This is a genomic window from Cohnella fermenti (genome assembly GCF_004801405.1).
GTDB lineage: Bacteria > Bacillota > Bacilli > Paenibacillales > Paenibacillaceae > Cohnella > Cohnella fermenti.
This window is the reverse complement of sequence record NZ_SSOB01000048.1, coordinates 39,878-62,535: the sequence shown is the minus strand read 5'-3', so window position 1 is coordinate 62,535 and position 22,658 is coordinate 39,878. Positions and strand designations below refer to the sequence as shown.

Genomic DNA, 22,658 nt, shown 5'->3' with positions numbered 1-22,658 from the left:
TTTACATTGCCATTCAGACAAATAGAAATAAGCTGCAACCGAAAAGATCGCAGCTTGATTCATATTTCCAGATACAGTTAGAACAACTTCTTAATCGTTGCTCGCATTCATGTTAGATTCCGAGAGTACAAATTCCTTTAATGCAGCTTTCGGAATCCGATATCCTTTCAACTTGAACGATTTTAATTTTTTACTCCGAAGAAGCTCATATACCTTTGAACGCCCAATATTTAATGCCTCCATCACATCGTCTACCGTCAGTACTTCATCATATTGTGCAAACATTTACTTATCCCTCCCGTCCAAATATGTCATATTCCTAGTTATAATATATATGTGGGACTGTTCTAAATTGCGGCAATTAAATGTTGCTTACTTAGAAGTAAATATGACTGAATGTCGTTAGATAACCTTCGTATTGGATCAGCAGACATTCAATTTTGGTAATAGCTATTTAAAAAAATCTGATTTCATGATATTTTTTAGGTGATTGTTTTCATATAATCAGATTATTTCAATGGAGGAAGAAAATGAATTCTGTTGGAGACGATATCAAAGTGAAAGAATGGATAATGGTCCATTCGCAAAAAATTAATGATTCGGGTTTTGCAATTAATGAACATGGTGAACTTTGCAAATATGAAGACTCAAAGCTAATCACCTTATCTAATTTTATAGTAATACCAGTTGAGATTATTTTTAGGGTAACTGAATCAGGAGACGTTGAGGAGTCCAAGTATGTTTTTTATGGTATTTTGAAAAATGAGAAGAGATTAAAAAGAATAGAAGTTTCGATTTCTGACTTAATTAATACGAAGTGGGTTAGGACTAAATGGAGTCCCTTTTGCGAAGTATATTCAAATGAGAAGAAAAACTACAGATCTATTCTGCAATTTATAGAATTGTTCGCTAAGAAGAGTAATCAAAAAATTGAATTCGATAAAATTGGATGGCACAAATATGAAAACAAATGGTTTTTCTTACATAGCGACGGAATTATTGGTGAAGTCAACGAAAAAATCTCTACATCAAACACTGAATTTACTTTACGTAAAGATGATCATTTAAGTCCAAGAGAATCGTTTTTAGAAAGTCTTAAAATGCTAGAAATATGCAACCATAAGTTATCTTATTCATTACTTAGTTTTCTTCTAACTTCAATCATTACAACTCCACTACTTGAATCAAAAGAGCTATCGCCGAACTATTTACTTTGGATAGTAGGTCAAACTGGGTATGGAAAAACGACACTATCTACTTTTTTTACCAACATCTACGAAAAAACCAACATGACTCGTCCCGATGCTCATAAGACAAAAACCATAATGCCCGGAATTAAGGAGCATAAAGATTGCGTCTTTGTGATTGATGATTTCGGCACCTCAAAAACGAAGGAAAACGAGTACAGTGTTATCAATAAAATTGAAGATATCATTCGAAACCTAACGGACAGGCAATTCTCAAGTAGCAATATTTCTGATGGCATGGTGTTGATTACTGGCGAAAAATTTCTTGATACTCACAACAAAAACGAATCTTCAAAAAAACGTATTATCCGAGTGAAGATGGACAACTTGTTTAATAGAAAAGATTCTAAAACATACGATGCTTCTAAGGCAGAACTATATGACAAGTATAAGGACCACCGCCATCTTCCAACAAGTATTTCACATTATTTAGAATGGCTCAGCGTTAAGCTAAACTCTAGTTTCATTGATGACTATAAAAAAGATTTTGAAGCTCTGCGGTCGGAACTTGGCAACAAATTCAATTCACATGGTCGCCATACAGATAGCTTCGCACATCAAATTTGTGCCATTAATTTTTACATGTCATATGGTAAGGAAATGGGATTTATAACCCCTGAAGATTTTGTCAATATGTGCAGTTACGCAAAGAAAATATTCGGGGAATTACTTGAAGATCAAGAACAAACCATTTTCGATCCTCAAGTCGAACTATTCTTGCAAGCGTTAAAAGAGTTAATACTTGAAGATAAAATCATCGTGGAACTTAATAGCCCGAGGTTAGATTTTAATAGGAAAGTTTATGGCGTGTTGAGAACAGAAAAGGAACAAGAAGTCTTGAAACTTGACTGGGAGACTGTCTATACAATGGTACTAGAACATCTTAGTAATACTCAAAGAGATCGACCCTTGATTGGCAATAAAAACCTAGCAAAGCTACTCGATGAATACAATCTCATTTGTTTTAATGAACATGGCACAACAACTCCTTTTAGTGCTCTTAACCGTAAAATGGGGAAAGTCGAGCGGTGTCGAGTTATAAATTTCAAAGCAAACAAGATTGCTGACATTAAAGATATTGTTTACCAAAAGAATATATCTGAAGTTCCTATTAAAATGGGTTCAACTAGGCTATTCGGTCAAAAAATCAAATTCGGTCAAAAAATCAAAAAGAGAAGGTAGACTATATTGGGATAAATAGAAGCTTAGCATTAACGTCCAATAACGCAAAAAATATAGGATATCCAACATGAGTAAAAACAACAATCAAACATACAACGCGAACTGCGTCGTATGTTTTTTTATTGTCCTCGAACACACAAATTGAACTTAAATAAGTACTCCCCCTACGCTAGTCATGGGTCTGGAAGCCACACAGGCGTAGGTTTTGGGAGCAGGAGGTAGTATTTATGATAGATATGCTTTATGTAAGGTATTCTCTAACCGAGTCAGAGTTCGAATTAACCTATTCAAGACTAGATGCTTATTTGAAAAAGTATATTCCTTTAAAGCCTTTACACAAAGATAACAAGGAAAAAAGAGGGGTTTATATCACTTACGCACTCTCGAAATATGGACTGCAAGAAATCAGACTTCGCAAATCACAATACAATAGCTTTTTTATTGAAGTACGCCTTCGGCCACAATTATTAATTAACTGTTGCGGATATTATAAATCTACAACACTTGACGAGTTTAAGTATGCAGAGCTGGTGTTCGACTACATCATTCTTGATATTCTCAATCTTCCCGTTCCATCCATCCGCAAGTGGAAAGTACGACGAATTGAAGCTGTTGCTGATATCGAAGTAGACAATGCCCTCATCCCCTATTACATTCAACTGTTCAAAAAAGGACATATTTTAGAATATTTTCTTGAGAACAAATACTCCCGTAAATATTGGAACTCTAAGACAAATGTGTACTTAATGGCTAACAAGGTTACTGTAAATTGGTATGACAGGTATAACACTTTAAAGGCAAAGGAGAAGAAGTCGAAAGACGAATTTATAGATTACTCTGAGACAAAAAATATTTTGCGTTTCGAGACACAAGTACGAAAAGTGAACAAGCCTTTAATGGAAGTTTTAAACGTGAACTTCTTGAAAACAAAGGTGTTGGATCATTATAAGCTTATTGTCGGCAAAGGCGACTATCATACAATCAACAATGCAATTGCACTGGTCTTGAGTTCAACATCAAGGCCTGTTGGCCTTATAGTGATGCTGCGATTAATTGAAGAGACAGGCAGTATTCCTGCCGCTAAAGAAAAATATACTCAACAAGTCCAAGAAAGAGGAAAGAAAAGTAACCCTGACGATTTTAGCAAAAAACGTATTCTTCATGACTTTAACAAGAAACTACAGCAAATAAGAAGGCTAAATATCAATCCTGTTACAATTCCCGAACAATGGGGGATACCTACTCTCAAGAACTTGCACTCCCTAATCTCAGAGGCATTTTATACTGAATAGAACAGTAGAACAAAAAAGAGGCGTGTAATCATATCGAATTTACCGCCTCTTTTCCTTGTCATTTATCTCCCAATATGAGTTGCTCACATATTTTGTAGCAATCATTAATATGTGAATTACCCAGACTCTTCAGCGCTCCAAAACTAATGCCAGCAGATATTGCCTGCCCGACTAACGGAATGAATTTGAGAAACTGACTGGTCAAAATACGTGTTCCATACTTCTTTAATAAAAATGATGCGATTTCACTGATTATGAGTTTTCCAATCAATTGGCTCCCTGTAGTGATGGCTATTGCAAGAACCTTCTCTTTCATTACAAAATCAAGTTGTTCGATTTGCTCAGGGGATAATCCAAATCTCTTGTTTATCGTAGACAAAAGTTCAAGCATGATGGCCACATCGCCGACTGTGTCAACTCCGGGAACCGGAACTACAGTCAACATTGCCGAAACAGTTGCCCCCATATTAACCATACCTTCACATTCGGCTCTTATTTGGTTCAGTTCGTTTATTGTTTTAGGAATCAACGCTGTCCTAACTCCCTTCTATGATTTTAGTCAACACAAAAAGCCGCAAACTCCGTTGAAGGAAGTCTGCGGCTTCATCATTATGTTAGACCGAATTTGTTACATTCCTAGCCCCAGAACGTTCGAAAAATCCATTTTCTCAAAGCTACGAATCCAAAGCCTATAACTACCCCTATTTTACAGCTCTCAAAAACACCATCCTTAAACACTACTAATCCAAGGAAAAACCCGATAATGGTTCCATAGAAAAACCATTTAAATAGCATGGTCATGGCTCCTTAATTATTAAATTTAATAGCGGTGACAGTCAACCAGTAGCTCTACACCGGAAGAACCAATCTTCCGGTGTTATTTATTATTTTTAAATCCGTTTCTAAAGAGCCGGTCAAATCTTAATTTTTGCGAAATACGATTCAAGATACTTCAGTGTGTGAGTCCCTGTTTCGTCAGTGTCGAACACCTTTACATTGTAAACCCAATAATTATTTTCTTTTACTGTGGCAATAGCGTCAGAAATTTCATTCCCAAACTCTACAATTTCATAGTAATAACGATCATCCTTTTTATTTTCCTTAAGCAGTGGTTCGTAATAATTCCATACCGCAGAATATAACATTGAAACAGCAGTCCGTGCACGACCAGGATCAGTTGAAAAGTTTGCATCGCCAACTCTAATCCGTCCTTCTTTAAGAAGGCTTAAGATTGTAGTATTTGCAGTCACAGCTTTAGTCGCTTGCTTTTCAACGAGCTTCTTGAATTGAAGTTTATAGTTATATGCATTCTTGATTAAATCGTTGATTCCAATCGTCTGATACTTCTCATCAAGCAGTACCTCGAACGTCAGGTCCGCCCAATTCGTGTATTCATTCTTGAATTGTTGCGACTTGTTTAGGAACGTCGAAAATGTGGCATTGAACGGTTCAAGACCAAAATTGTACTCTTCATCCGTAGGATCATAGTTATCCACCACATAATCAAAATATTTTACGTATTCATTCAGAATGCGGAAGTAATCAATATCGGACTTCTTGGAAGGGAAACTTTCCAAGTCCGAAAGGTCTTCAATCTCTTCAATGCTGCGTTGGTTTGCGACCAATACAATATGAGTAGTTGGCTCCTCCTCTCCCTCATACTGAATGTCTTCAAGACCAACAATGTAACCGGACAGGATAACTTGTTCATCGCCCAAATAGTTCAGAACATCATCGCTCGATACATATACTTTGTAATAGTTATTGTATTGATCGTACAGATAGAGTTCGTTGGTAATGTGCTCCTTGTAGAATGCGCTATCCTTCTCTGTGCCAACATTTGCTACCAAGTTACCATAAACAAAAACTGGTTTCCCAAAGAATGATGCTGCATTTTTAATGACATCGTCAGCTTTAAAACTGGTTGCCTTTTCCAAAGTCGTCCCCAACGAATACACCAACTTGGAAGCAATTTCTACATTGCCATTGGTAAGAGAATCGGTGGATTTTGTATTGAACAAACTTGCAGTTGAAACTTGAGTTACTGCCTTCTTAACGAATTGGGCAGCTTCTACAGTCGTTGCGGAAGTGAACAATGCGACGCTCGCAACTGTGGCAACAACGTACTTATTCAGAATTTTGCTTCTCATTTTAATCGTTCTCCTCCATACATTTGTCTTGACTTAGCCTTAGAGATGGACTTATTTAACCAACAATCCCGGAGCAAACAAGAGAATGGCCATCCACAGTATGATCAGTAGAACGACTGTACCGACGAGTCCGCCCCAACTGGTTCCACCAATCACTTCGGCCGGATGCAGTGCTGGATTACTCAGGTGCTTCTTCTGCTGCTTGTTAATATGATCCAGGTAATGATTGTTGCTGTACATGCCAAAGTGTACGCTCAATCCCAATACGATAATCGGATATAAATAAGTGTGTTCCAACATCATCAAGGGAGTAACGATCAAGAGATGTACCGCTACAATCATAATGAACAGTAGCTTATACATTTTTCGATAACCCATCCAGTACGGCCACCAGAAGAACGCTGCCCAGTTCCACCCCTTGTTATGGCCGGGACGCGCCCAACGACTACGGTAATACGCAGCATTTTTGCCAATCAATCGGTCGATCAATGACGATTGCCCCGCTGCAATCGGCCCTGTTGGTCCTGTCGCTTCAGTATTTGATGACGCAGGAGATGACACCTTGACCCCGCAGGCGTTGCAAAAGTTACTCTGAACACTCAGGCTACTCCCACAGTTTGAACAGAACATCGAATGATTCCCCTTTGAAACAATTAGGTTCAGTGTTGTACAACGGCCTCTGTATCAGGCAAGTTCCGACTATTGACTTATTTATCCCCCTCTACTCGCACCTCCCGACTTAACTCGACTATTTCATCCCAAATTTCTTAAGCAATTCGAACTACTCCTAATTACTATATACCAAATGAAACAATTGGTAAATATTTTGAAACTTATAGTTCGTTAAATTGCCTCTCCGAAATAACTACTGTTAATGGGGAGGGATAGACGATGGACTATAAAGTGCTAGGCGGTCGACTTCGCCAAGAACGGCTCAAGCAGGATTGGACTCAGGAGATGTTGGCTGAGAAGATAGATGTCTCTCATGCCTATATTGGGCAGATTGAGAGAGGGGAACGCTCCTTAACGCTGGATACTCTTATTCGGCTTTCTAATCAATTAGGCGTTACAGTCGATGACTTGCTGCAAGAATCGATTGAGAAGTCCAATGATTACTACATCAATAAAATCAGAAAGATTATCTTGAATCGACCTGAGAAAGAGCAGCAGATGGCGCTGGATATGATAGCTTTAATGTTCTCGCATATCGATAAACTTTCGTCGGACTGACTTGGAGTGTCATGGTCCAATCTCCATCAAGCCCTTTTCCCTCATGCTGATATAACGGTGTCCGCCAATAATGATGTGATCCAGTACGTCTATGCCAATAAGCTCACCAACGCTGACAAGGCGTTTCGTGATTTGAACATCCTCGGAACTAGGTTCAGGATTGCCGCTGGGATGATTGTGGCAGCAAATGATCGAAGCGCTATTCCGTTTAATAGCGGCTCTAAATACTTCTCTTGGATGTACGATCGCATTGCTTAATGTTCCTATTGAGATAACATCCTTAGCAATAATATGATTCTTCGTATTTAAAAACAGGCAGACGAAAAGCTCCTTGGGAGAGTAACGCAACTCAGACGCCATAATGGAAAACACGTCATTCGGGGTACGAACAACAGTAGGTTCCGGCAAGGGAGCAGCGAATTCTTTTACAAGCTGAACGGCAGCAATAATCTGCTTGGCTTTGGATGTTCCAATCCCCTTAATGCTCATGAGTTCCTGTTCGGTTACATCAATCAATGCACCAGGATTCGGATAACGAGTGGTCAGTTCTCCAATTAAATATCCATTAGCATCTTCTCGGAGTGTATTAGCCAATAGGTCCTTATAGGTTTGCTTTCTCGCATTATTCATACTCGAATAACCTCCGTATCCTTATTTTAAGAGACAGTAAAGAGAGCAGAAGCAATGGCTTCTGCTCTAGTTGCATTTATAGAAGTATTTTGTTACGTTTAACTAAAATCATCCATTGTGAGGATATGGAAAACTTGGTGAACACATTATTTGATAGAGTTCCATATGTAGCGACTTCATTGACTTCGCGAATACCAACGTTAAGAAAAATTGTCAGAGGGAAGGTTAAACTATGACAAACACCCAATTTCTTCTTGATTCTGACGGAAAAATTAATATTGCAATTGAACAAAGCACATCAAACTATTTATATCACTACACAAGTAATACCGGTCTAATGGGTATTGTAAGTAACAATTGTTTTTGGGTATCGAGGGCTGACTTTTTAAATGATTCGTTAGAGATAACATATTTGAATGCAATATTACTGGATACTATTATTGAAATCGAGAATTCATTTGAAGGAATTATCCATAAGAAAGATTCCAACGGAAAGATTTTAAAAAGTATAATTACAAATTTAAAGAAATCACTTAAAAATCGTCCTGAAATGTATCTGTACTATGCTAAACAAACATTTCTACTTTCATTGTCTGAGAATAGAGATTCCCTTACTCTATTCTCCAATTACTCTAATGGTGATGGATATAATATAGGGCTGAAGAGAGAAGACTTGATTAATATAATAGAGCATGGGTCAGGGAGTATAATCCAAATCGGTAAGGTGAATTACAATAAGGAAGATCAAGAAAATATCATTTTCAACGATATTACAGATAATTATGAATTATTAGTAGATAACTTATGCGTTTCTTCGACTTCGCAATTTGATACACAAGTTGCAATTGAATTACAGAAATATTTCAATTCACTTAACTTTAAACTGTTAAATTATGCGATGTTTTTTAAACATCCTTCCTTTTATCACGAAGAAGAGTTCCGAGTTGCATTCATGATAGACGAACAAGATACTGATAGACTTGTTAGGTTTAGGCCTTTTAACTCAATCGTTATTCCGTACATCGAAGTCAAACCAAAGGATAAATTACCAATAGAATTTATAACTATTGGTCCCAAAAACAACATTGATATCGCCCAAAAAGGCGTAGAACTTTTTCTTAGTTATAACGGTTATCAAACAGAAGAACCGTCAAAAGTAACTGTCCTAAAATCAGCGATACCATTAAGATTTTGATTGTTATTTCAGGATGTCTGATAACATCACTTAACATTATATCCACGCTTCGGGTCTGACGGCCCTCGGTCCGCGAGAAGTGACTGGAAGGGGATTCTGCGAACAAATCTGCACCGACTAAATGCGTCGTAGCCGACTCCTAATGAGCCTTAAGTCGGTGGGACGTCGTGGATACGGAAACGTCATGTGAACTTTGAGAGTAACTTTAAAAGGAGAGTTTCATGATGGTAGATAATCAATTTAAAATCATGAATGTAAAAGGAATGAGTAATCAGATTAGTCAACTTGTATCAATGATGAATTATGCAAGACATACAACAATCAATGCAGTTAAAGGATTATCAAGTGATGAACTTGATTATTTACAAGATTCAACGAGCAATTCAATTGGAGCATTATTGCTACATATAGCAGCGGTGGAGATTGGTTTTCAGATAGAAATATTTGATAATAGGAAACCGAATGAAGAAGAATTAAGTGAATGGCTTGCAGCGTATGAACTAGGTGAAAAGGGAAGGAAAGAAATCAAAGGGAATACTCTAGATTTTTATTTAGATAAAATGGAACAAGTACGAAGTAGAACTTTAAATGAGTTTTCCCTATTAGATGATGCTTGGTTATATGAAGAGCGAGAATGGTCGGGATTACCATCAAATAATTACTTTATTTGGTTCCATGTTTTTGAAGATGAAATTAATCATAGAGGACAAATAAGATGGTTAAGACAAAGACTACCAGGGCTAGGTGCTATATAATAAAGAGTTTTTTTGTAAGCATACACACGATATCCCGAACTTCACAGTATATCCATGTGTCGGAGCCTAACGACTCCCCCTGCCCAACCGAAGAAATCAGCCCTGAACATTACATTAAAATGGTCAAGATTTTGGTCAAGAATATTTGAAGTTTGTAACGCAGCGGCTATGTACTAACTAGCATTTACGTCTTACCTGTTCCTTGACTCATCTCGTTTTGTGCCCACAGAGGTTCGTTATAAAACAGGGGGACTTATCTTGACAGGGTAGGGGTCACAGGTTCGATCCCTGTCCAGATCACCATACTTTAGAAGCCAGAGAGCCTCGGTCTACCGCCGAAAGGCTCTTTTTTGTGCAACCTTATCCGCCGAGCGTGCGTCTGATACGATAAGAAGCGGGCAACCCCCGCAATTCCTATGAAGGAGGCGTTCAGAATGGCAATGAGAACCAAGACGGCAACTGCAGCAGCCGCTCTCGCCCTGTCTTGCGTCCTGCTGAGCGGATCGGCGTTCGCATTCAACGATATCAAGAGCGATCCCGGCTACAAGCAGATTATGGATTTGAAAAATCGGGGAGTTGTCCAAGGAATCGGCAACAACTTGTTCCAGCCCGGGGCTTCGGTTGACGGAGCGACGGCGCTGACCTTGATTGTCCGAGGCATGGGGCTTAACATCGACAGCTTCAACTTCTTCAAGGAACCGAAGGCCAGCGATTATTACACGAAGGTGAAGGATGACGCCTCCTACGCGATGACGTTTATTATCGCGCAACTGAACGGGCTGGACGTGCCCCGCGACATCGACCCAACGCAGAAAATTACGAGAGAACAGTTCTCCCACTGGCTTTTCCAAGCGATCTCTACGAAGGGCGACTACGCCTATACCGAGCAATACATGATGTACGACGATGCGGACGAGACCACCCCGGCTTATTCGGACAGCATCCAGAAGCTGCTCATCACCGGCATCGCTTCGCTCGGCGCCGATCAGAACTTCCGGCCGCAGGCTGCCATCACCCGCAGCGAAGCCGCCGTCATGCTCGATGGCGCCATCGAGTTCGTCGAGAAGACGCCGCTTCCGGAAGCGGGAGAGCCGCAGGCATCCGTCCTTAGCGACGTCTCCCTGACGTCTGCCGCGTATTCGAGCGATATTACGAAGGTGACGCTGAGCGCCACTGTCCCTCACCCCGGCTACGGCTTCGAAGTATCCCGCATCGACTTCAAGGACGGCGACGCGATCATCCATTACCGTGCGCTTGCGCCCGATCCGGACAAGATGTACGCGCAAGTGATCACCGAGGTCAAGGCGTACGCCTACATTCCGTCCGGCTACGAACCCGTTCTCGGCTCCGAGGAGACGGATGCGAACTCCACCGTGTCCTCCCCTCCCGGAGACGGCGCAAGCGGCTCGACAGGCTTCCCGATCTACGAATAGTTTAAGGAATCAAACAGGCAGTCCCCGGAAGCGCGATGCGCCTCTTCGGGACTGCCTGTTCTGTTCGATTCAGGAGAGGGGAGGGACGCTCCAGTCGATCTCCTCCTGCCCGCTTGCCCGCAGGAACGCGTTCGCCTTCGAGAACGGCTTGCTTCCGAAGAAGCCGTTGTGCGCCGACAGCGGGCTCGGATGCGCCGACGCGATGACGTGGTGCCGCGAGCGGTCGATGAACGCCGCCTTCTCCTGCGCATTGCGCCCCCACAGGATAAACACGATGGGACGCTCTCTCTCGTTGAGCGCGGCGATGACCGCCGTCGTGAACGTCTCCCAGCCGAGCTGCTTGTGGGAGTTCGGCATTCCGTCGCGCACCGTCAGCACAGCGTTGAGCAGCAGAACCCCCTGCTTCGCCCAGTGCTCCAAGAAGCCGTGATTCGGGATCGGCAAGCCGAGATCGCTCTGAATCTCCTTGTAGATGTTCTGCAGCGAAGGGGGAATTCGTACGCCCGGCAGCACCGAGAAGCTGAGGCCGTGGGCTTGTCCGGGACCGTGGTACGGGTCCTGGCCGAGAATGACCACCTTCGTCTCCTCGTACGAGGTCAGATGAAGCGCCTGGTAGATATGATGCATGTCCGGGTGAATCGTCCGGTCCCGATACTCTTGGGCCAGTTGGCTGCGCAATTGCCTGTAATAAGGCTTCTCCAATTCCGGGCCGAGAAGCGGCTCCCAGTCGTTGCGGAAGATAGCGGTCATGATAGCAAGATTCCTCCAACTCGTAAAAGGGGTTTACAAAAACGTTCTTTGAATTCATTATAACAATCAATAGACATGTGATCCTAGTAGGAAAAGAGGAAATCTGCAATGGGCGACATTTATTTGTTCGATGGCCGCTTCCTTCCGAAGGAAGAGGTGAATATCTCTCCGGAAGACCGGGGGTATTATTACGGGGACGGAATCTATGACGTGTTCCGCGTCTACGGCGGCCGCCTGTTCGAGCCGGAGCTTCACTTCCGCAGGCTCGAACGTACCGCTGCGGGCCTGCGCCTGCAGATGCCGATAGAGAGCGGTCCGCTTCAAACGAAGCTCGAGGAGCTGATCGCCCGCAACCGGCTGACCGAGGGAACGCTGTACGTTCAGATCACTCGCGGAACCTCGCCTCGCTCCCTTCCTTTGCCCCAGGGGGTCGCACCTGTCCTCGTGGCCTACACAACCGAGTTCCCGCGCCCCGTCGCTGCCATGGAAGCCGGAATCCGGGCCAAGACGGTCGAGGACATCCGCTGGCTGCATTGCGACTACAAGACGCTGAACCTGCTTCCTAACGTGCTCGCGAAGCAAGAGGCGCTGGACGCGGGAGCCGACGATGCGATCCTCCACCGCTCCGGCCTCGTGACGGAATGCTGCGCCTCCAACATCATGATCGTGCAGAATGGCTCCCTTGTTACACATCCGGCCAACAACCTGATCCTTCACGGCGTCACCCGCGCCGTCATCCTCCGCCTCGCGCAGGCGGCCGGCATCCCGGCGGAAGAGCGCCCCTTCTCGCTTGAGGAGCTTCACGAGGCCGAAGAAGCGTTCATCACGGGCACGACGGTCGAAGTGACCCCTATCGTTGCCGTGGACGGCCGGCCGATCGGCGGCGGCTCCGCCGGTCCCGTCACGCGGCGTCTGCAGCAATTGTTCGCCAATCTGATCGGCCAATAAACAAGGAATCCCCTTGGAGGCTTGCGGTCGATTGACCGCCGTCCGCCAGGGGGATTCCCATTCCGTCGCGCTATTCGGTTAACGATCCGTTAGTCGACTTCAATGCTGAACACGACATAACGATTGAGATTGTCCCGATTCTTCTCTTCCTTGTCGACGACGCGGTAATCGTCCGGCCCTCCGTCGTTCACGACGAAGTAGGAGCGCTCATTGTCGCGGTACAGCTTCTTCGCCAGGTCGATCGCATACTGCTTCGTCATTTGTGACTCCCCCACCATGCTCAGGATTGTTTTCCCAAATTGAGAAATTCCACGTGAACCGGGCAAAATCCTGTTCGAACGATTCTTGAAATTTATTCCATTCGCAAGCAGTCGCGTTCACCACGTCCGCCGCTCGTTGATCGCCAGCTTCTCCCGGAATGCCTTCTCCAGATCGATGTCCAGCTTGTTCGCCAGGTCGAAGATATTCCAGACGACATCGTACATCTCATAACCGAGATTCTCGCGCCTCTTCTCGTCCGGATGGAAGGAGACGGTCAGCACCTCCTTGGCCAGCTCCCCGACCTCCGTCATCAGATACAGCATCCGCTGCTCGATCGTGCTCGTGTCGAAGCCCTTATCTTCGCTGAATTGTTTTACATATTGTTGGAATTCTGCTGGGTTCATTGCTGCCTCTCCTTATGCCGTATCATTGTCTCCCCCTTAAGAGAATCAAGAGAGATGAAGCTCCATCGGATCATCGCACAGCGAGTACCCGTTCCGCGAATAGAAGTCCCTGCTGTCTTCGCTCGGCCAGACCAGAATAAATTCAAATTTGTTGGCCGCCGCCCACTCCCGAATCGTCTCCAGTATCCGACTGCCGATGCCGCGAGATCGATAGTCGGGATCGGTATAAACATTGGTCATATAGGCAAAAGGGTAAGTAGTGCGCCCCGGCCGCGGCACCTTATCGATGATCTGGATATACATATGAGACGCAATAACACCATCCAGTTCCGCGACCCAGATATGCCAGCGCTCACCTCGTATGGCCTGCTCCAGGAACGCTCGACATTCCGTCTCGAACAGATCGTAATCATCCTGCACTTCCGGCTGGTGCTCCAGCGTGAACTCCCAGCGCATGAGGGTCAGCGCGGCTATGTCCTGCTCTGTCGCCTTCCTGATCTTCATAAGCTACCTCCGGTAATTTTAAAGGGCTCACCGCTAAATAGCAGGTCTAAACTAATGTCACTGCCCCTATCCTCGCCACTGTCAACCCGTTTAAACGAGTTGAACCTCATTATATTTCCAACCCTTGGTATTCGCAACAGAAACCTAGCATTGCTTCCTGCCACCACCTACCGCCCGTCATTCACAGATCTCAGGTCCCCCGATTTCCCCTATCCACTACTCGCTAAACACTGTTGCTTGTGTACCTACACTTAGGATAGCTGCTACAGCCAACAAATGCTCCATTCTTGCCCTTTCGTTCAACCAGCTTGCCGTTACACCTCGGACATATTCCCGCGCTCGCAAGAGCTTCCTTCTCCCTTATGCTTGCCTTGATGTCGGAGACATGCTTCTTCCGCTCTTCGCGAGTATGGATCGTCTTAGCCGATAACGCCGTTTGAACTCGATGTATCTGCTCTTCGGATAACAAGGCATCCTTATACTTCTGAATGGTCGATACCAATCTGGTCGTATAAACAACATCCGTACTCATCTGCTCAAGCTTCAGATCAGCCCTTGTGCTGAACGCAATAATGGGAATAAACGTTATTGAATCATCATCCAAATAGCTCTCCAGCGCCTTGATGTGTCCATAGTTCTGTCGGATTGGGTTGTACAACCTCTCCTTGCGTTTGTAAATTACCTGAGTCCAATACTCCGATTTCTCGCTTCCCACAATCCACCCCGTGTAATTTTTCGTCTCAATGACGAACACTCCATATCTTGAGATGACAACATGATCGATTTGCGACGTCTTCCCGTCTGGCCGCTTAATCATAAGATCATGCAGGGCTATGTATTCCTTGGAGTCTAGTTTGCTTAACTTATGACGAACGGACGACTCACCGATCATCCCCTTGATTTTCGGAGACCTTGCCATCAAGATTAAAGCGAGCATTATTCCCGCTAATAAGTAAATCATCATCTAAACACTCCATTATTGTGTAATAGCCAAATCACCTACTGCGACTTACTTTGGGCTTGACTTCGGTCGCTGAAACAGACTTACGCCAGTTAGAGAGCTTGTCATGCAACGAAATTCCATTGATCAACTTTATATTGAGCCGCTCCGCTGCTTCCTTTGCTGATCTTGTGAAGTTGCTAGTCGTCACAATCCAAGCGTCGTAACAACCATGGACTTGTTTGCCGGCCTTCAGCCTCAGGACGATATCATTTCCCACATCTCGCTTCCAGCGCTTACATTGGACGGCGATCTTGTAACCCTCCTTGCCCTTAAGGATTAAATCGACTTCGTGGTCTCCTGCTCCGCCGATTCGGGTTACACTATAGCCTTTGTATATGAAGTATAGCTCCATTAGTCGTTCAAAATCGGATCCAGACAACGTATCAACATCTGCATGAACAAGCTCCTGGTCGCTAAGCTGCTTGCTTTTAGTCGATTTGTCTGGCAAAATCTTGCTCTTTGCGTTGGATTTTTTCTTAGCCTGTTGAGCCGTTAAACGTCTTCTCCTCGTCCACATAGAGCCTAAGATTTCTCCCGCAACTATGGAGCCAAATAAAATGCCGATGAAGAAGCCCCAATGCAACCTTGACATGTTAAAATAGATCGCTAACCCAATAAGGATGCAAAGTCCTCTTATAAAATAAGCAACTTGCCTTCCCTCAGCATAGTATGTCTTTGCCATAAACCCTCCAAAATGTAGTTTTACGAATGGGTATTCCCCTTGTTTTTCGACCTAATGCGACCATTTTCCTGCTAATGGAAAAAGAAAAACGCCTCTTGGGCGCTGAAACTGTAGGTCTAAGGTTCTATCCAGCGTAGCGGCTTGCCGTTGCTAATGGACTTCGACGCAGCCATTCGGATTGTGAGATGCTTCGAAAATAAAAAAAACGAGTCCGCAGACCCGGCGTTACGGTTAGAATGGCTGACCGTTGTTGATGAGAATGGGCATGTCCTGTGCGACAAAACTGCTACTTTGCACCGTTCCCTTTATCTCTCCGTTAGCAATGATAGCTCCACCTTCGTCCACGACGATTTTTCCATATGCAGGTATATCACCACACACATTTCCGGCTCCGCCGACTCCAAAAATTGTCATGTAATTCAGTGAAGACCTTGATCCTATAGTTGTATCGGAATTTATCGTTAAATTAGAAGGGAAATTATACGCAAGGTTCGTTATTCCCGTTGGAGATACTTCAACACCCGCATTATTGTACAAATGAACGGTAACGTTTGCTGATGAGGAACCAATGTTACTAATATTTAAATACAATGATGTGTATCTCCCTGTAGCATCGCAGATGGTATTGTTTTGAATAGTGAAATAGAATACCCTCCCAATATCGGCCCTTGCCGGCCCCGCCGATACCAACGTCGTCATCGCCGCCACGCTCGCAGCCACCAATCCAGCCTTCTTCATCCACTTCTTCATCAATTCAGCCCCTTCCTATGATGTCTCAAGCATATCCCAACATTTAGGAAGGAAACAGCCTGATAAACTACAAATTATTACAGTACACTTAAGAGTTGGATGAAATAAAAAGACTCGCAAGCCAGAATGTTATCTATATGACTAATCACCGCAGCCATCGACGCCGTGAATATTGGAATATTAGCATCAAGTGCCAGTGTAATGGTGTATCAGATTTCACGATCTCAGGCATTCGATAACAATCTGACTAATATCGCTATTCGTCCCCCTTGGCCCAAGAACTTTTGCGATTTTATATGATTTTTCACATTCGTCGACCTGGATTGAGGGGGTATCGAGGCGTTTTATGTGGTTTTTAACATACATAAGGCAACTCGAGCCGGAATTTTCTCCATGTACGCTGTTTTTCACATAGATTCGCCCAATCTCCCCGTCATCAAGCTGCACCAATGTGATTTTTCGCATAAAATCCGGCAATAAGAGCGGCATCGGCGGCTTCACCGAATTTAGCGACGGATATCTTCCCTCTTGGATAGGCTCGAATAAGCCGCCGCGCTCAGTCCATAGCTTTAAGCGATGGCAGGCCGTCCCTTGTTCGGCCCCGATAAATCGGAAATATATATATTTCCTTAACGTCGAAAAAGGGCTCCAGCCCAAATGAATGAGCTGAAACCCTTGAGATTCTTAATAGTTGTGGTGCCGAGGACGGGGGTCGAACCCGTACGATGGTCACCCATCGCGGGATTTTAAGTCCCGTGCGTCTGCCAATTCCGCCACCCCGGCATGGATGAAGTTCGGGCGAACGATGGAGCGCTCGTCCGGTCAACGAGTTACATATTACCATGAATGGGCGCGGTCCGTCAAACAAAATCGGGGGAATCGGGCAACAAATCTGCTCCGAACCCACTCTGCAAATTCTCCCTAAAAATCAAAAAAACCTTGATTCACAAGGTTGTCTGTTGTCTGGTGGTGGGCCCTGAGGGACTCGAACCCCCGACCAATCGGTTATGAGCCGACAGCTCTAACCACTGAGCTAAGGGCCCTCGTTCGTTATGGTCCTACGAGGAAGTTGGTTGCGGGGGCAGGATTTGAACCTGCGGCCTTCGGGTTATGAGCCCGACGAGCTACCGGGCTGCTCCACCCCGCGTCGTTGTATGGTCGCTTATCTTAATGGCGACAAGAATTAATATACAACACTTCCATCCTCTTCGTCAAGGCATTCTTCGAATTATTATCGGAAATATTTATTGAGTTGCTCGCTAGAGTATACGGCTTATTCCCCTCGGTTATTCCTGTTATCCCCTGCTTCGTCCGAATTGTTCTCTTGCTCGGCCTTGGCCAGTTCGGCCAGCTTCTGGATCAGAATGTGCTGGGGCATGTGCATCAGATGCTCCAACGGGACGTTCAAGTGCTTGGCAAGCTTGACGGCGGTATCCGCGGACAAGGGCATTCTTCTCATAGGGCATCGCTCCTTCTCCCTAGACCATACCACATCGGCGGCCAGCCAGCCAAGAGCGAAGAGCAAGTCGACGGACCAGATGCGAACCTCACCCGCTTCAAACTCCCGCCCCATCCGGCTCGTCTCTTGCCCTGCTTCAAAATCACCTCTCCCCGCTTACTCGCCCCTCACCGTTTCCAACCAGCAACCTCCTCTCCCGCCGCTCACGGCACGTAGCGCACCCCGTACTTGCCTTTGCGCGAACGGTACACCTCGATCTCCCTCGGCATCTCGACGCCGAACAGCCAGCCGTCATTCTCCATTCGGCGCACGAGACAGCCCGCCTGGAACTTGCTGTCGTATAACCTGGACCAATACACCCATCTCATCCTCGTTCCCTCCCGGATTCATGGATCGCCGGTCCGCAGGGCCGGCGGCTATGGTCTTAGCATATACGGCAACCATTAGGCTTACTCGCGAATGTTCCATGAATGGGGAAAAACCGCCCACTAGGGCGGCTCTTCCCGTCTTCCGTCTTTCCGTCTTTCCGTCTTTCCTGCTTTCCTACTTTCCGGTCTCCCGGTCTCCCGGTCTTCCGTCTTTCCGGTCTCCCGGTCTTCCGATCTTCCGTCATTCCACCTTTGCTTACCCTCCGACGGCCATGCCGGCGGCTGCCATGACCCTGTCCCTATCGGTCATCGCGTTCTGATCCACGTACGCCGACATGTCGATGTCCCCGGTCGGGTTCGCCTTGATCTTCTGCAGCAGCTCGTCGCCCTTCGCCTGCCAGTCGGCAAGCGCCTCCTTGACCGACATGTCCCCGCTGAGCGCCTTGTTGAACGCCTGTTCGCTCAAGGTGTACAGCAGATTGAGGTTCGGACGATCCTTGTACAGCTTCTCGTCCGCATCGTTCATCTCGTACGAGACCGGCTTCAGCTTCGTGAACGCCTCCATGTGGAACGTCGATCCTTCCCTCGGCTTGACGAACTGCTGCAGCGTGCTGAGCTCGTATTGGCTGCGCGCCTTGAACTTGGCGGTATCCTCGCCGTTGACGAACTTGATGAACTCCCAAGCATCCTTCTCGTTGGGCGCAGTCGCGTTGATGCCCATGAGCTGGCTCAGATACATGTTGCCGCCGATGCCCGGTGCCTGCGACAGTTGCGGATACGTGACCACGTCCCAATCGATCGCTTCGTAGCCGTCCATTTTCTCCACATTCTGATTGAAGGTCGCCAGTTCGTTCACCATGTTGTAGCTGCCGATCATCATCGCCACTCGTCCGGAGAAGAAAGGTCGCTGCTGATAAGGATCATAGCGGTAGTTGCCGTCCTGCGGCTGCTCCTTCTGGAGATCCTCCGGCTTCGGGATGACATGGTCCTGGTATAGCTTGATCGGTTCCGACCAGGCTTGCTCCCACTGCGGCGTATCGACCGTCATCTTCTCTCCCTCCGTATCGAACGTTCTGAGCTTGAGCGGAGCGACGATGTTCTGCACGTTATAGAATTGCAAGCCGCCGCCCCAGTCGTTGAGAGCGAGCCCGTAAACCGCGTCCTCCCCTTCTCCCGAGGCCAGTTGACGCGCCAGCGTGTAGATCTGCTCCCACGTCATGTCGTCGGTCGGAGGCGTTACGCCCTTCTCGCTGAACAGCTTCTTGTTGTAGAACAAGGCGGACGAAGAGAACGTCGGCGTCAGTCCGTAGATCTGCCCGTTCCCTTGCTCGCGTATGTAGTCGATGACCGAAGGCACATACTCGGCCAGATCGATCTTATCCTTCTTGAGCAGCGAATCGAGCGGCTTGATCAGGTTGTTCTGGACCAGCTCGGCAATCGTTCCCGTGTCCAGCATAACGACGTCCACCGGATTCGTGCCGGTCAGCAGCTTCTTGTACAGCTCCATCGTCTCCGGCTGCGGGTTCTCCTTGCGTTCTTCCTCGGTGGCGTACTGCATCTCGCTCCAGTCGTACGCGTTCACGATCTCGATGTCGATGTTGCCGCTCGCAAGCTCGAACATGTCCGTGTATTGCTGGCGGAAGTAGGACTCGTTGTCCGTGCTGCCGTACAGCATCCCGATGCGCAGCGTGCGGCGGTTGTTCGGGTCGTCCGAATTGTCGCTCGAGCAAGCGGCGGCAAGCGGCGCAAGCATAAGCAGAGATAACGTGGCGGCGATTGTTTTTGTTTTCTTTACGATGATAAGCCCCTCCTTCTATATAAAAGAACGATAAAAAACCGAAAAAAAGCCGCGGAATCCAGAGTCGTCCCCTCTGTCCTGAATCCCGCGGTGTTGGATGTCCGTCGATTGTTGTTAGTCGGGAGATGAGTGCTGGAGAATAGCCGGTTCTAGAGAATAGCCGGATCTGGCGAAGCATTCATTCGCAGCGATCAGTCAATCATCGGTTTGATCTCGATCGCTCCGCCGCCGCCGTACACATCGCCGCCTACTCCTTCCATCGGTCCGGAAGGATTCAGCTTGATTTTCTGCAGCAGGTCGTTGCCCTTCGTCTCGAATTCGGCGAGCGCCTCCTTGACCGTCATCTCGTTCTGGATCACCTTGTTGAACTCGGTCTGGGCCAGCGACTGGATCTGGTACAGGTTCGGCCGCTCGGTGTAGAGCTGCTGCTCGGCGTACGTGTTCGAATTCAAGATCGGCTTGGTCGTCGTGAACGCATCGATGTTATAGGACATGCCGTCCTTCACCTTGATGAATTCCTTCAGCGCCGGCATCTCGTAGCTGCTGCGGGACTTCAGCTTGCCCCAGTCCTTGCCGTTCATGAACTTCACGAACTTCCAAGCGTCGTCCGGATTCGGCGCCTTCGCGTTGATGCCGGCGAGCGAACTCATGTAGATGTAGCTGCTGACGCCCGGCGCTTCCGAGAAGGTCGGCACCTGGACGACGTCCCAATCGAGCGCCTCCATGCCTTCGAACTTCTGGTAGTTCTTGTTGTAGGAGTCGATATCGTTGATAAAGCTGTAGTTGGCGATGACCATGGCGGACTTGCCGTTAAAGAATGTCTGCTGTTGGAACGGGTTGTATCGCGTGTTATCGACATTGTTGTAATCGATCTGCAGATCTTCCGTCGTCGGCAGAATATGATCCTTGTACAACTGCGAGATCGTCGTCCAGACGTTCTCCCATTGCGGCGTATTGACCGTCATCTTCTCCGCGTTCGAATCGAAGAGCTTGAGCTGCAGCGGAGCGGCATAGTTGATCATATCGTTGTAAGGATCGCTGTAGCCCCATTGGTTAAACGAGAAGCCGAACGTCGCATCCTTGCCTTCTCCGCTCTTGAGCTGCCGAGCCAGGTTAAACAGCTGATCCCACGTGATGTTCTCCTGCGGCGGGCTGACGTTCATCTTGCTGAAAATCTTCTTATTATAGAAGAGAGCGGATGGTGTATAGGTCGGCGCAAGCGCATAGAGCTGATCGTCCCCCTGTGCCTTGATTCCGTCGATGACGGCCGGGACGTAATCGTTCGGATCGATTTTGTCCTCCTTCATCTTCGCGTCGAGAGGCATCAGGAGATTGTCTTGAATAAGGCTGCCGAGCACGCCGGAGTCAAGAATCATGACATCGATCGGATTGGCGCCCGTCATCAATTCCTTCACTTTCTTGATCGGGTCGTTGTTGTTGTTCTGGTTCTCTTCCGCCGTGTTGAACTGCGACTCGGTGTAATCGATCGCCGGAACAATCTCGATGTCGATGTTCGAGTTCGCGAATTCGAACAGGTCGGTGTATTGCTGCCGGAAGTAAGATTCGTCGCTCGAGCTGCCGTACATCGTGCCGATGCGGAGCGTGCGGCGATTGTTCGGATCGTTGCTGCCCCCGTCGCTGCAGGCGGCCAGAATCGGGACGAGCATGGCGAGACTTGTGCCGACGAGCACCCACTTTCTTGCCTTCGAAGCGTAAAACGTAGTCATGCGGTTTCCCCCTCCAATGATTTCGGAGCTTTGATGCCGATCTTCTCTCCGTCGAATTCCAGGCTTGCCTTGTCGTCGATGCCGAGGCTCTGCAGATACTCCTTCGGAATCTGCAGCCGGCCGTAACGGTCGACAACGACGTACGCTTCGTGCACCTCTCCGAGCGCGGAGCCGGTTCCGTGCGGAACCTTGGCGTCGTCCAGGTTCGGATTCCGCTTGATGAACTCTGTGCTCGTGAGGCCGTCGCGGATCGCAACAACGCGGTCCACCTTGCCGGCCAGCGACAGATCGTGCGTAACGATGACGATCGTCAGTCCAAGTTCACGATTAAACCGGCGGAAAATATCCATGATAACGTCCGAGGTGCGAGTGTCGACGGAGCCCGTTGGTTCATCGGCGAGCAGCATCTGCGGCTTGTTCGCAAGAGAGATCGCGATCGCGACGCGCTGCTGCTCCCCTCCCGACAGCTGCGTCAGCTTGTTGTGCATCCGTTCCTTCAGCCCGACCCACTCGAGCAGTTGCTTCGCGTACGCGCGGTCCGTCTTGCCGGAGAACATCATCGGCATCTCGACGTTCTCGAGCGCGCTCAGGAACGGAAGCAGATTGCGGGCGTTGTTCTGCCAGATGAAGCCGACCGTGTCCCGCTTGTACTTGACCAGATCCTCTTCGGTCGCCTTGAGCAGGTCCCACGGACCGACCTTGACCTGGCCGGCGGAGGGGCGGTCGAGACCGCCGAGAATGTTCAGCAGCGTCGACTTCCCGCTGCCGCTGTTGCCGATGATAGCCATCATCTCGCCTTCCTGAACCGACAGGTTCAAGCCTTGGAGGGCGACGACCTCCAGATCGTCCGTCTTGTAAATCTTTACGAGTCCTTCGCAATGGATCATGCG

Annotated in this window: 24 protein-coding genes and 3 tRNA genes; 7 read left to right on the top strand and 20 right to left on the bottom strand. The window is 46.9% G+C overall.

The genetic code is table 11. The features are described from left to right. Positions 1-90 precede the first annotated feature (90 nt). Positions 91-285, bottom strand: a complete 195-nt coding sequence (locus E6C55_RS27570; protein WP_136373048.1) for a helix-turn-helix domain-containing protein — start codon at positions 283-285, stop codon at positions 91-93. 245 nt (positions 286-530) lie between these two features. On the opposite strand from E6C55_RS27570, the gene E6C55_RS27565 reads away from it, so the two are divergent. Then, a complete protein-coding gene (locus E6C55_RS27565; RefSeq protein WP_136373047.1) occupies positions 531-2,429 on the top strand; it encodes a DUF927 domain-containing protein in 1,899 nt (632 codons plus the stop codon). 227 nt (positions 2,430-2,656) lie between these two features. Continuing rightward, on the top strand, positions 2,657-3,721 hold the full coding sequence (locus E6C55_RS27560; protein WP_136373046.1) for a hypothetical protein: 1,065 nt from the start codon (positions 2,657-2,659) through the stop codon (positions 3,719-3,721). 58 nt (positions 3,722-3,779) lie between these two features. Here E6C55_RS27560 and E6C55_RS27555 read toward each other — a convergent pair whose 3' ends face one another. The 3 genes from E6C55_RS27555 to E6C55_RS27545 all read right to left on the bottom strand — a co-directional run bounded on the left by E6C55_RS27555 (position 3,780) and on the right by E6C55_RS27545 (position 6,501). After that, positions 3,780-4,250 carry a hypothetical protein gene (locus E6C55_RS27555; protein WP_136373045.1) on the bottom strand — a complete coding sequence of 157 codons (471 nt, stop codon included), beginning with the start codon at positions 4,248-4,250 and terminating at the stop codon, positions 3,780-3,782. A gap of 385 nt (positions 4,251-4,635) precedes the next feature. Next, positions 4,636-5,871, bottom strand: a complete 1,236-nt coding sequence (locus tag E6C55_RS27550) for a hypothetical protein (RefSeq protein WP_136373044.1) — start codon at positions 5,869-5,871, stop codon at positions 4,636-4,638. Between the two features lie 51 nt (positions 5,872-5,922). Next, positions 5,923-6,501 carry a zinc ribbon domain-containing protein gene (locus E6C55_RS27545; RefSeq protein WP_136373043.1) on the bottom strand — a complete coding sequence of 193 codons (579 nt, stop codon included), beginning with the start codon at positions 6,499-6,501 and terminating at the stop codon, positions 5,923-5,925. Between the two features lie 261 nt (positions 6,502-6,762). Here E6C55_RS27545 and E6C55_RS27540 point away from each other — a divergent pair, with 261 nt between their 5' ends. Continuing rightward, positions 6,763-7,101 carry a helix-turn-helix domain-containing protein gene (locus E6C55_RS27540; RefSeq protein ID WP_136373042.1) on the top strand — a complete coding sequence of 113 codons (339 nt, stop codon included), beginning with the start codon at positions 6,763-6,765 and terminating at the stop codon, positions 7,099-7,101. A gap of 9 nt (positions 7,102-7,110) precedes the next feature. Here E6C55_RS27540 and radC read toward each other — a convergent pair whose 3' ends face one another. Continuing rightward, positions 7,111-7,731: a RadC family protein gene (radC, locus tag E6C55_RS27535; RefSeq protein ID WP_136373041.1), complete on the bottom strand. Its 621-nt coding sequence runs from the start codon at positions 7,729-7,731 to the stop codon at positions 7,111-7,113. Between the two features lie 232 nt (positions 7,732-7,963). On the opposite strand from radC, the gene E6C55_RS27530 reads away from it, so the two are divergent. The 3 genes from E6C55_RS27530 (at position 7,964) to E6C55_RS27520 (ending at position 11,114) form a co-directional block, all read left to right on the top strand. Next, positions 7,964-8,926: a DUF2971 domain-containing protein gene (locus tag E6C55_RS27530; protein WP_136373040.1), complete on the top strand. Its 963-nt coding sequence runs from the start codon at positions 7,964-7,966 to the stop codon at positions 8,924-8,926. Between the two features lie 224 nt (positions 8,927-9,150). Continuing rightward, positions 9,151-9,681 (top strand): DinB family protein, encoded by a 531-nt coding sequence (locus E6C55_RS27525; protein WP_136373039.1) that lies wholly within the window; start codon positions 9,151-9,153, stop codon positions 9,679-9,681. Positions 9,682-10,115: 434 nt separating this feature from the next. Then, entirely contained in the window at positions 10,116-11,114 is a 999-nt protein-coding gene (locus tag E6C55_RS27520) for an S-layer homology domain-containing protein (protein WP_168735908.1), read from the top strand. Between the two features lie 69 nt (positions 11,115-11,183). On the opposite strand, the gene E6C55_RS27515 is transcribed toward E6C55_RS27520, so the two are convergent. After that, entirely contained in the window at positions 11,184-11,864 is a 681-nt protein-coding gene (locus E6C55_RS27515; protein WP_136373037.1) for a uracil-DNA glycosylase, read from the bottom strand. A 108-nt stretch (positions 11,865-11,972) separates the two neighbouring features. Here E6C55_RS27515 and dat point away from each other — a divergent pair, with 108 nt between their 5' ends. Beyond that, a complete protein-coding gene (gene dat, locus E6C55_RS27510; protein WP_136373036.1) occupies positions 11,973-12,812 on the top strand; it encodes a D-amino-acid transaminase in 840 nt (279 codons plus the stop codon). Positions 12,813-12,901: 89 nt separating this feature from the next. Here dat and E6C55_RS33960 read toward each other — a convergent pair whose 3' ends face one another. The 14 genes from E6C55_RS33960 to E6C55_RS27450 form a co-directional block, all read right to left on the bottom strand. Then, positions 12,902-13,072, bottom strand: a complete 171-nt coding sequence (locus tag E6C55_RS33960; protein WP_168735907.1) for a hypothetical protein — start codon at positions 13,070-13,072, stop codon at positions 12,902-12,904. Between the two features lie 117 nt (positions 13,073-13,189). Further along, positions 13,190-13,477: a MazG nucleotide pyrophosphohydrolase domain-containing protein gene (locus E6C55_RS27505; protein WP_136373035.1), complete on the bottom strand. Its 288-nt coding sequence runs from the start codon at positions 13,475-13,477 to the stop codon at positions 13,190-13,192. Positions 13,478-13,522: 45 nt separating this feature from the next. Further along, on the bottom strand, positions 13,523-13,981 hold the full coding sequence (locus tag E6C55_RS27500; RefSeq protein ID WP_136373034.1) for a GNAT family N-acetyltransferase: 459 nt from the start codon (positions 13,979-13,981) through the stop codon (positions 13,523-13,525). Between the two features lie 223 nt (positions 13,982-14,204). Beyond that, on the bottom strand, positions 14,205-14,945 hold the full coding sequence (locus tag E6C55_RS27495; protein WP_230986887.1) for an NERD domain-containing protein: 741 nt from the start codon (positions 14,943-14,945) through the stop codon (positions 14,205-14,207). Positions 14,946-14,976: 31 nt separating this feature from the next. Beyond that, positions 14,977-15,666 (bottom strand): restriction endonuclease, encoded by a 690-nt coding sequence (locus tag E6C55_RS27490; protein ID WP_136373033.1) that lies wholly within the window; start codon positions 15,664-15,666, stop codon positions 14,977-14,979. A gap of 231 nt (positions 15,667-15,897) precedes the next feature. Next, entirely contained in the window at positions 15,898-16,416 is a 519-nt protein-coding gene (locus tag E6C55_RS27485; RefSeq protein WP_136373032.1) for a hypothetical protein, read from the bottom strand. A 694-nt stretch (positions 16,417-17,110) separates the two neighbouring features. Next, a tRNA-Leu gene (locus E6C55_RS27480) sits at positions 17,111-17,199 on the bottom strand. Positions 17,200-17,383: 184 nt separating this feature from the next. Beyond that, positions 17,384-17,459 (bottom strand) — tRNA-Ile (locus E6C55_RS27475). Between the two features lie 27 nt (positions 17,460-17,486). Next, positions 17,487-17,563 (bottom strand) — tRNA-Met (locus E6C55_RS27470). 126 nt (positions 17,564-17,689) lie between these two features. Further along, positions 17,690-17,875 (bottom strand): YycC family protein, encoded by a 186-nt coding sequence (locus E6C55_RS27465; protein ID WP_136373063.1) that lies wholly within the window; start codon positions 17,873-17,875, stop codon positions 17,690-17,692. A gap of 203 nt (positions 17,876-18,078) precedes the next feature. Continuing rightward, a complete protein-coding gene (locus E6C55_RS33955; RefSeq protein ID WP_168735906.1) occupies positions 18,079-18,243 on the bottom strand; it encodes a hypothetical protein in 165 nt (54 codons plus the stop codon). 256 nt (positions 18,244-18,499) lie between these two features. Continuing rightward, positions 18,500-19,996 (bottom strand): ABC transporter substrate-binding protein, encoded by a 1,497-nt coding sequence (locus E6C55_RS27460; RefSeq protein WP_136373031.1) that lies wholly within the window; start codon positions 19,994-19,996, stop codon positions 18,500-18,502. A 236-nt stretch (positions 19,997-20,232) separates the two neighbouring features. Then, positions 20,233-21,768 carry an ABC transporter substrate-binding protein gene (locus E6C55_RS27455; RefSeq protein ID WP_136373030.1) on the bottom strand — a complete coding sequence of 512 codons (1,536 nt, stop codon included), beginning with the start codon at positions 21,766-21,768 and terminating at the stop codon, positions 20,233-20,235. Continuing rightward, the gene (locus E6C55_RS27450; RefSeq protein ID WP_136373029.1) at positions 21,765-22,655 is read right to left on the bottom strand and encodes an ABC transporter ATP-binding protein; all 891 of its coding nucleotides are present in this window, start codon (positions 22,653-22,655) and stop codon (positions 21,765-21,767) included. Before E6C55_RS27450 ends, E6C55_RS27455 begins: the two co-directional genes overlap by 4 nt. Positions 22,656-22,658 lie beyond the last annotated feature (3 nt).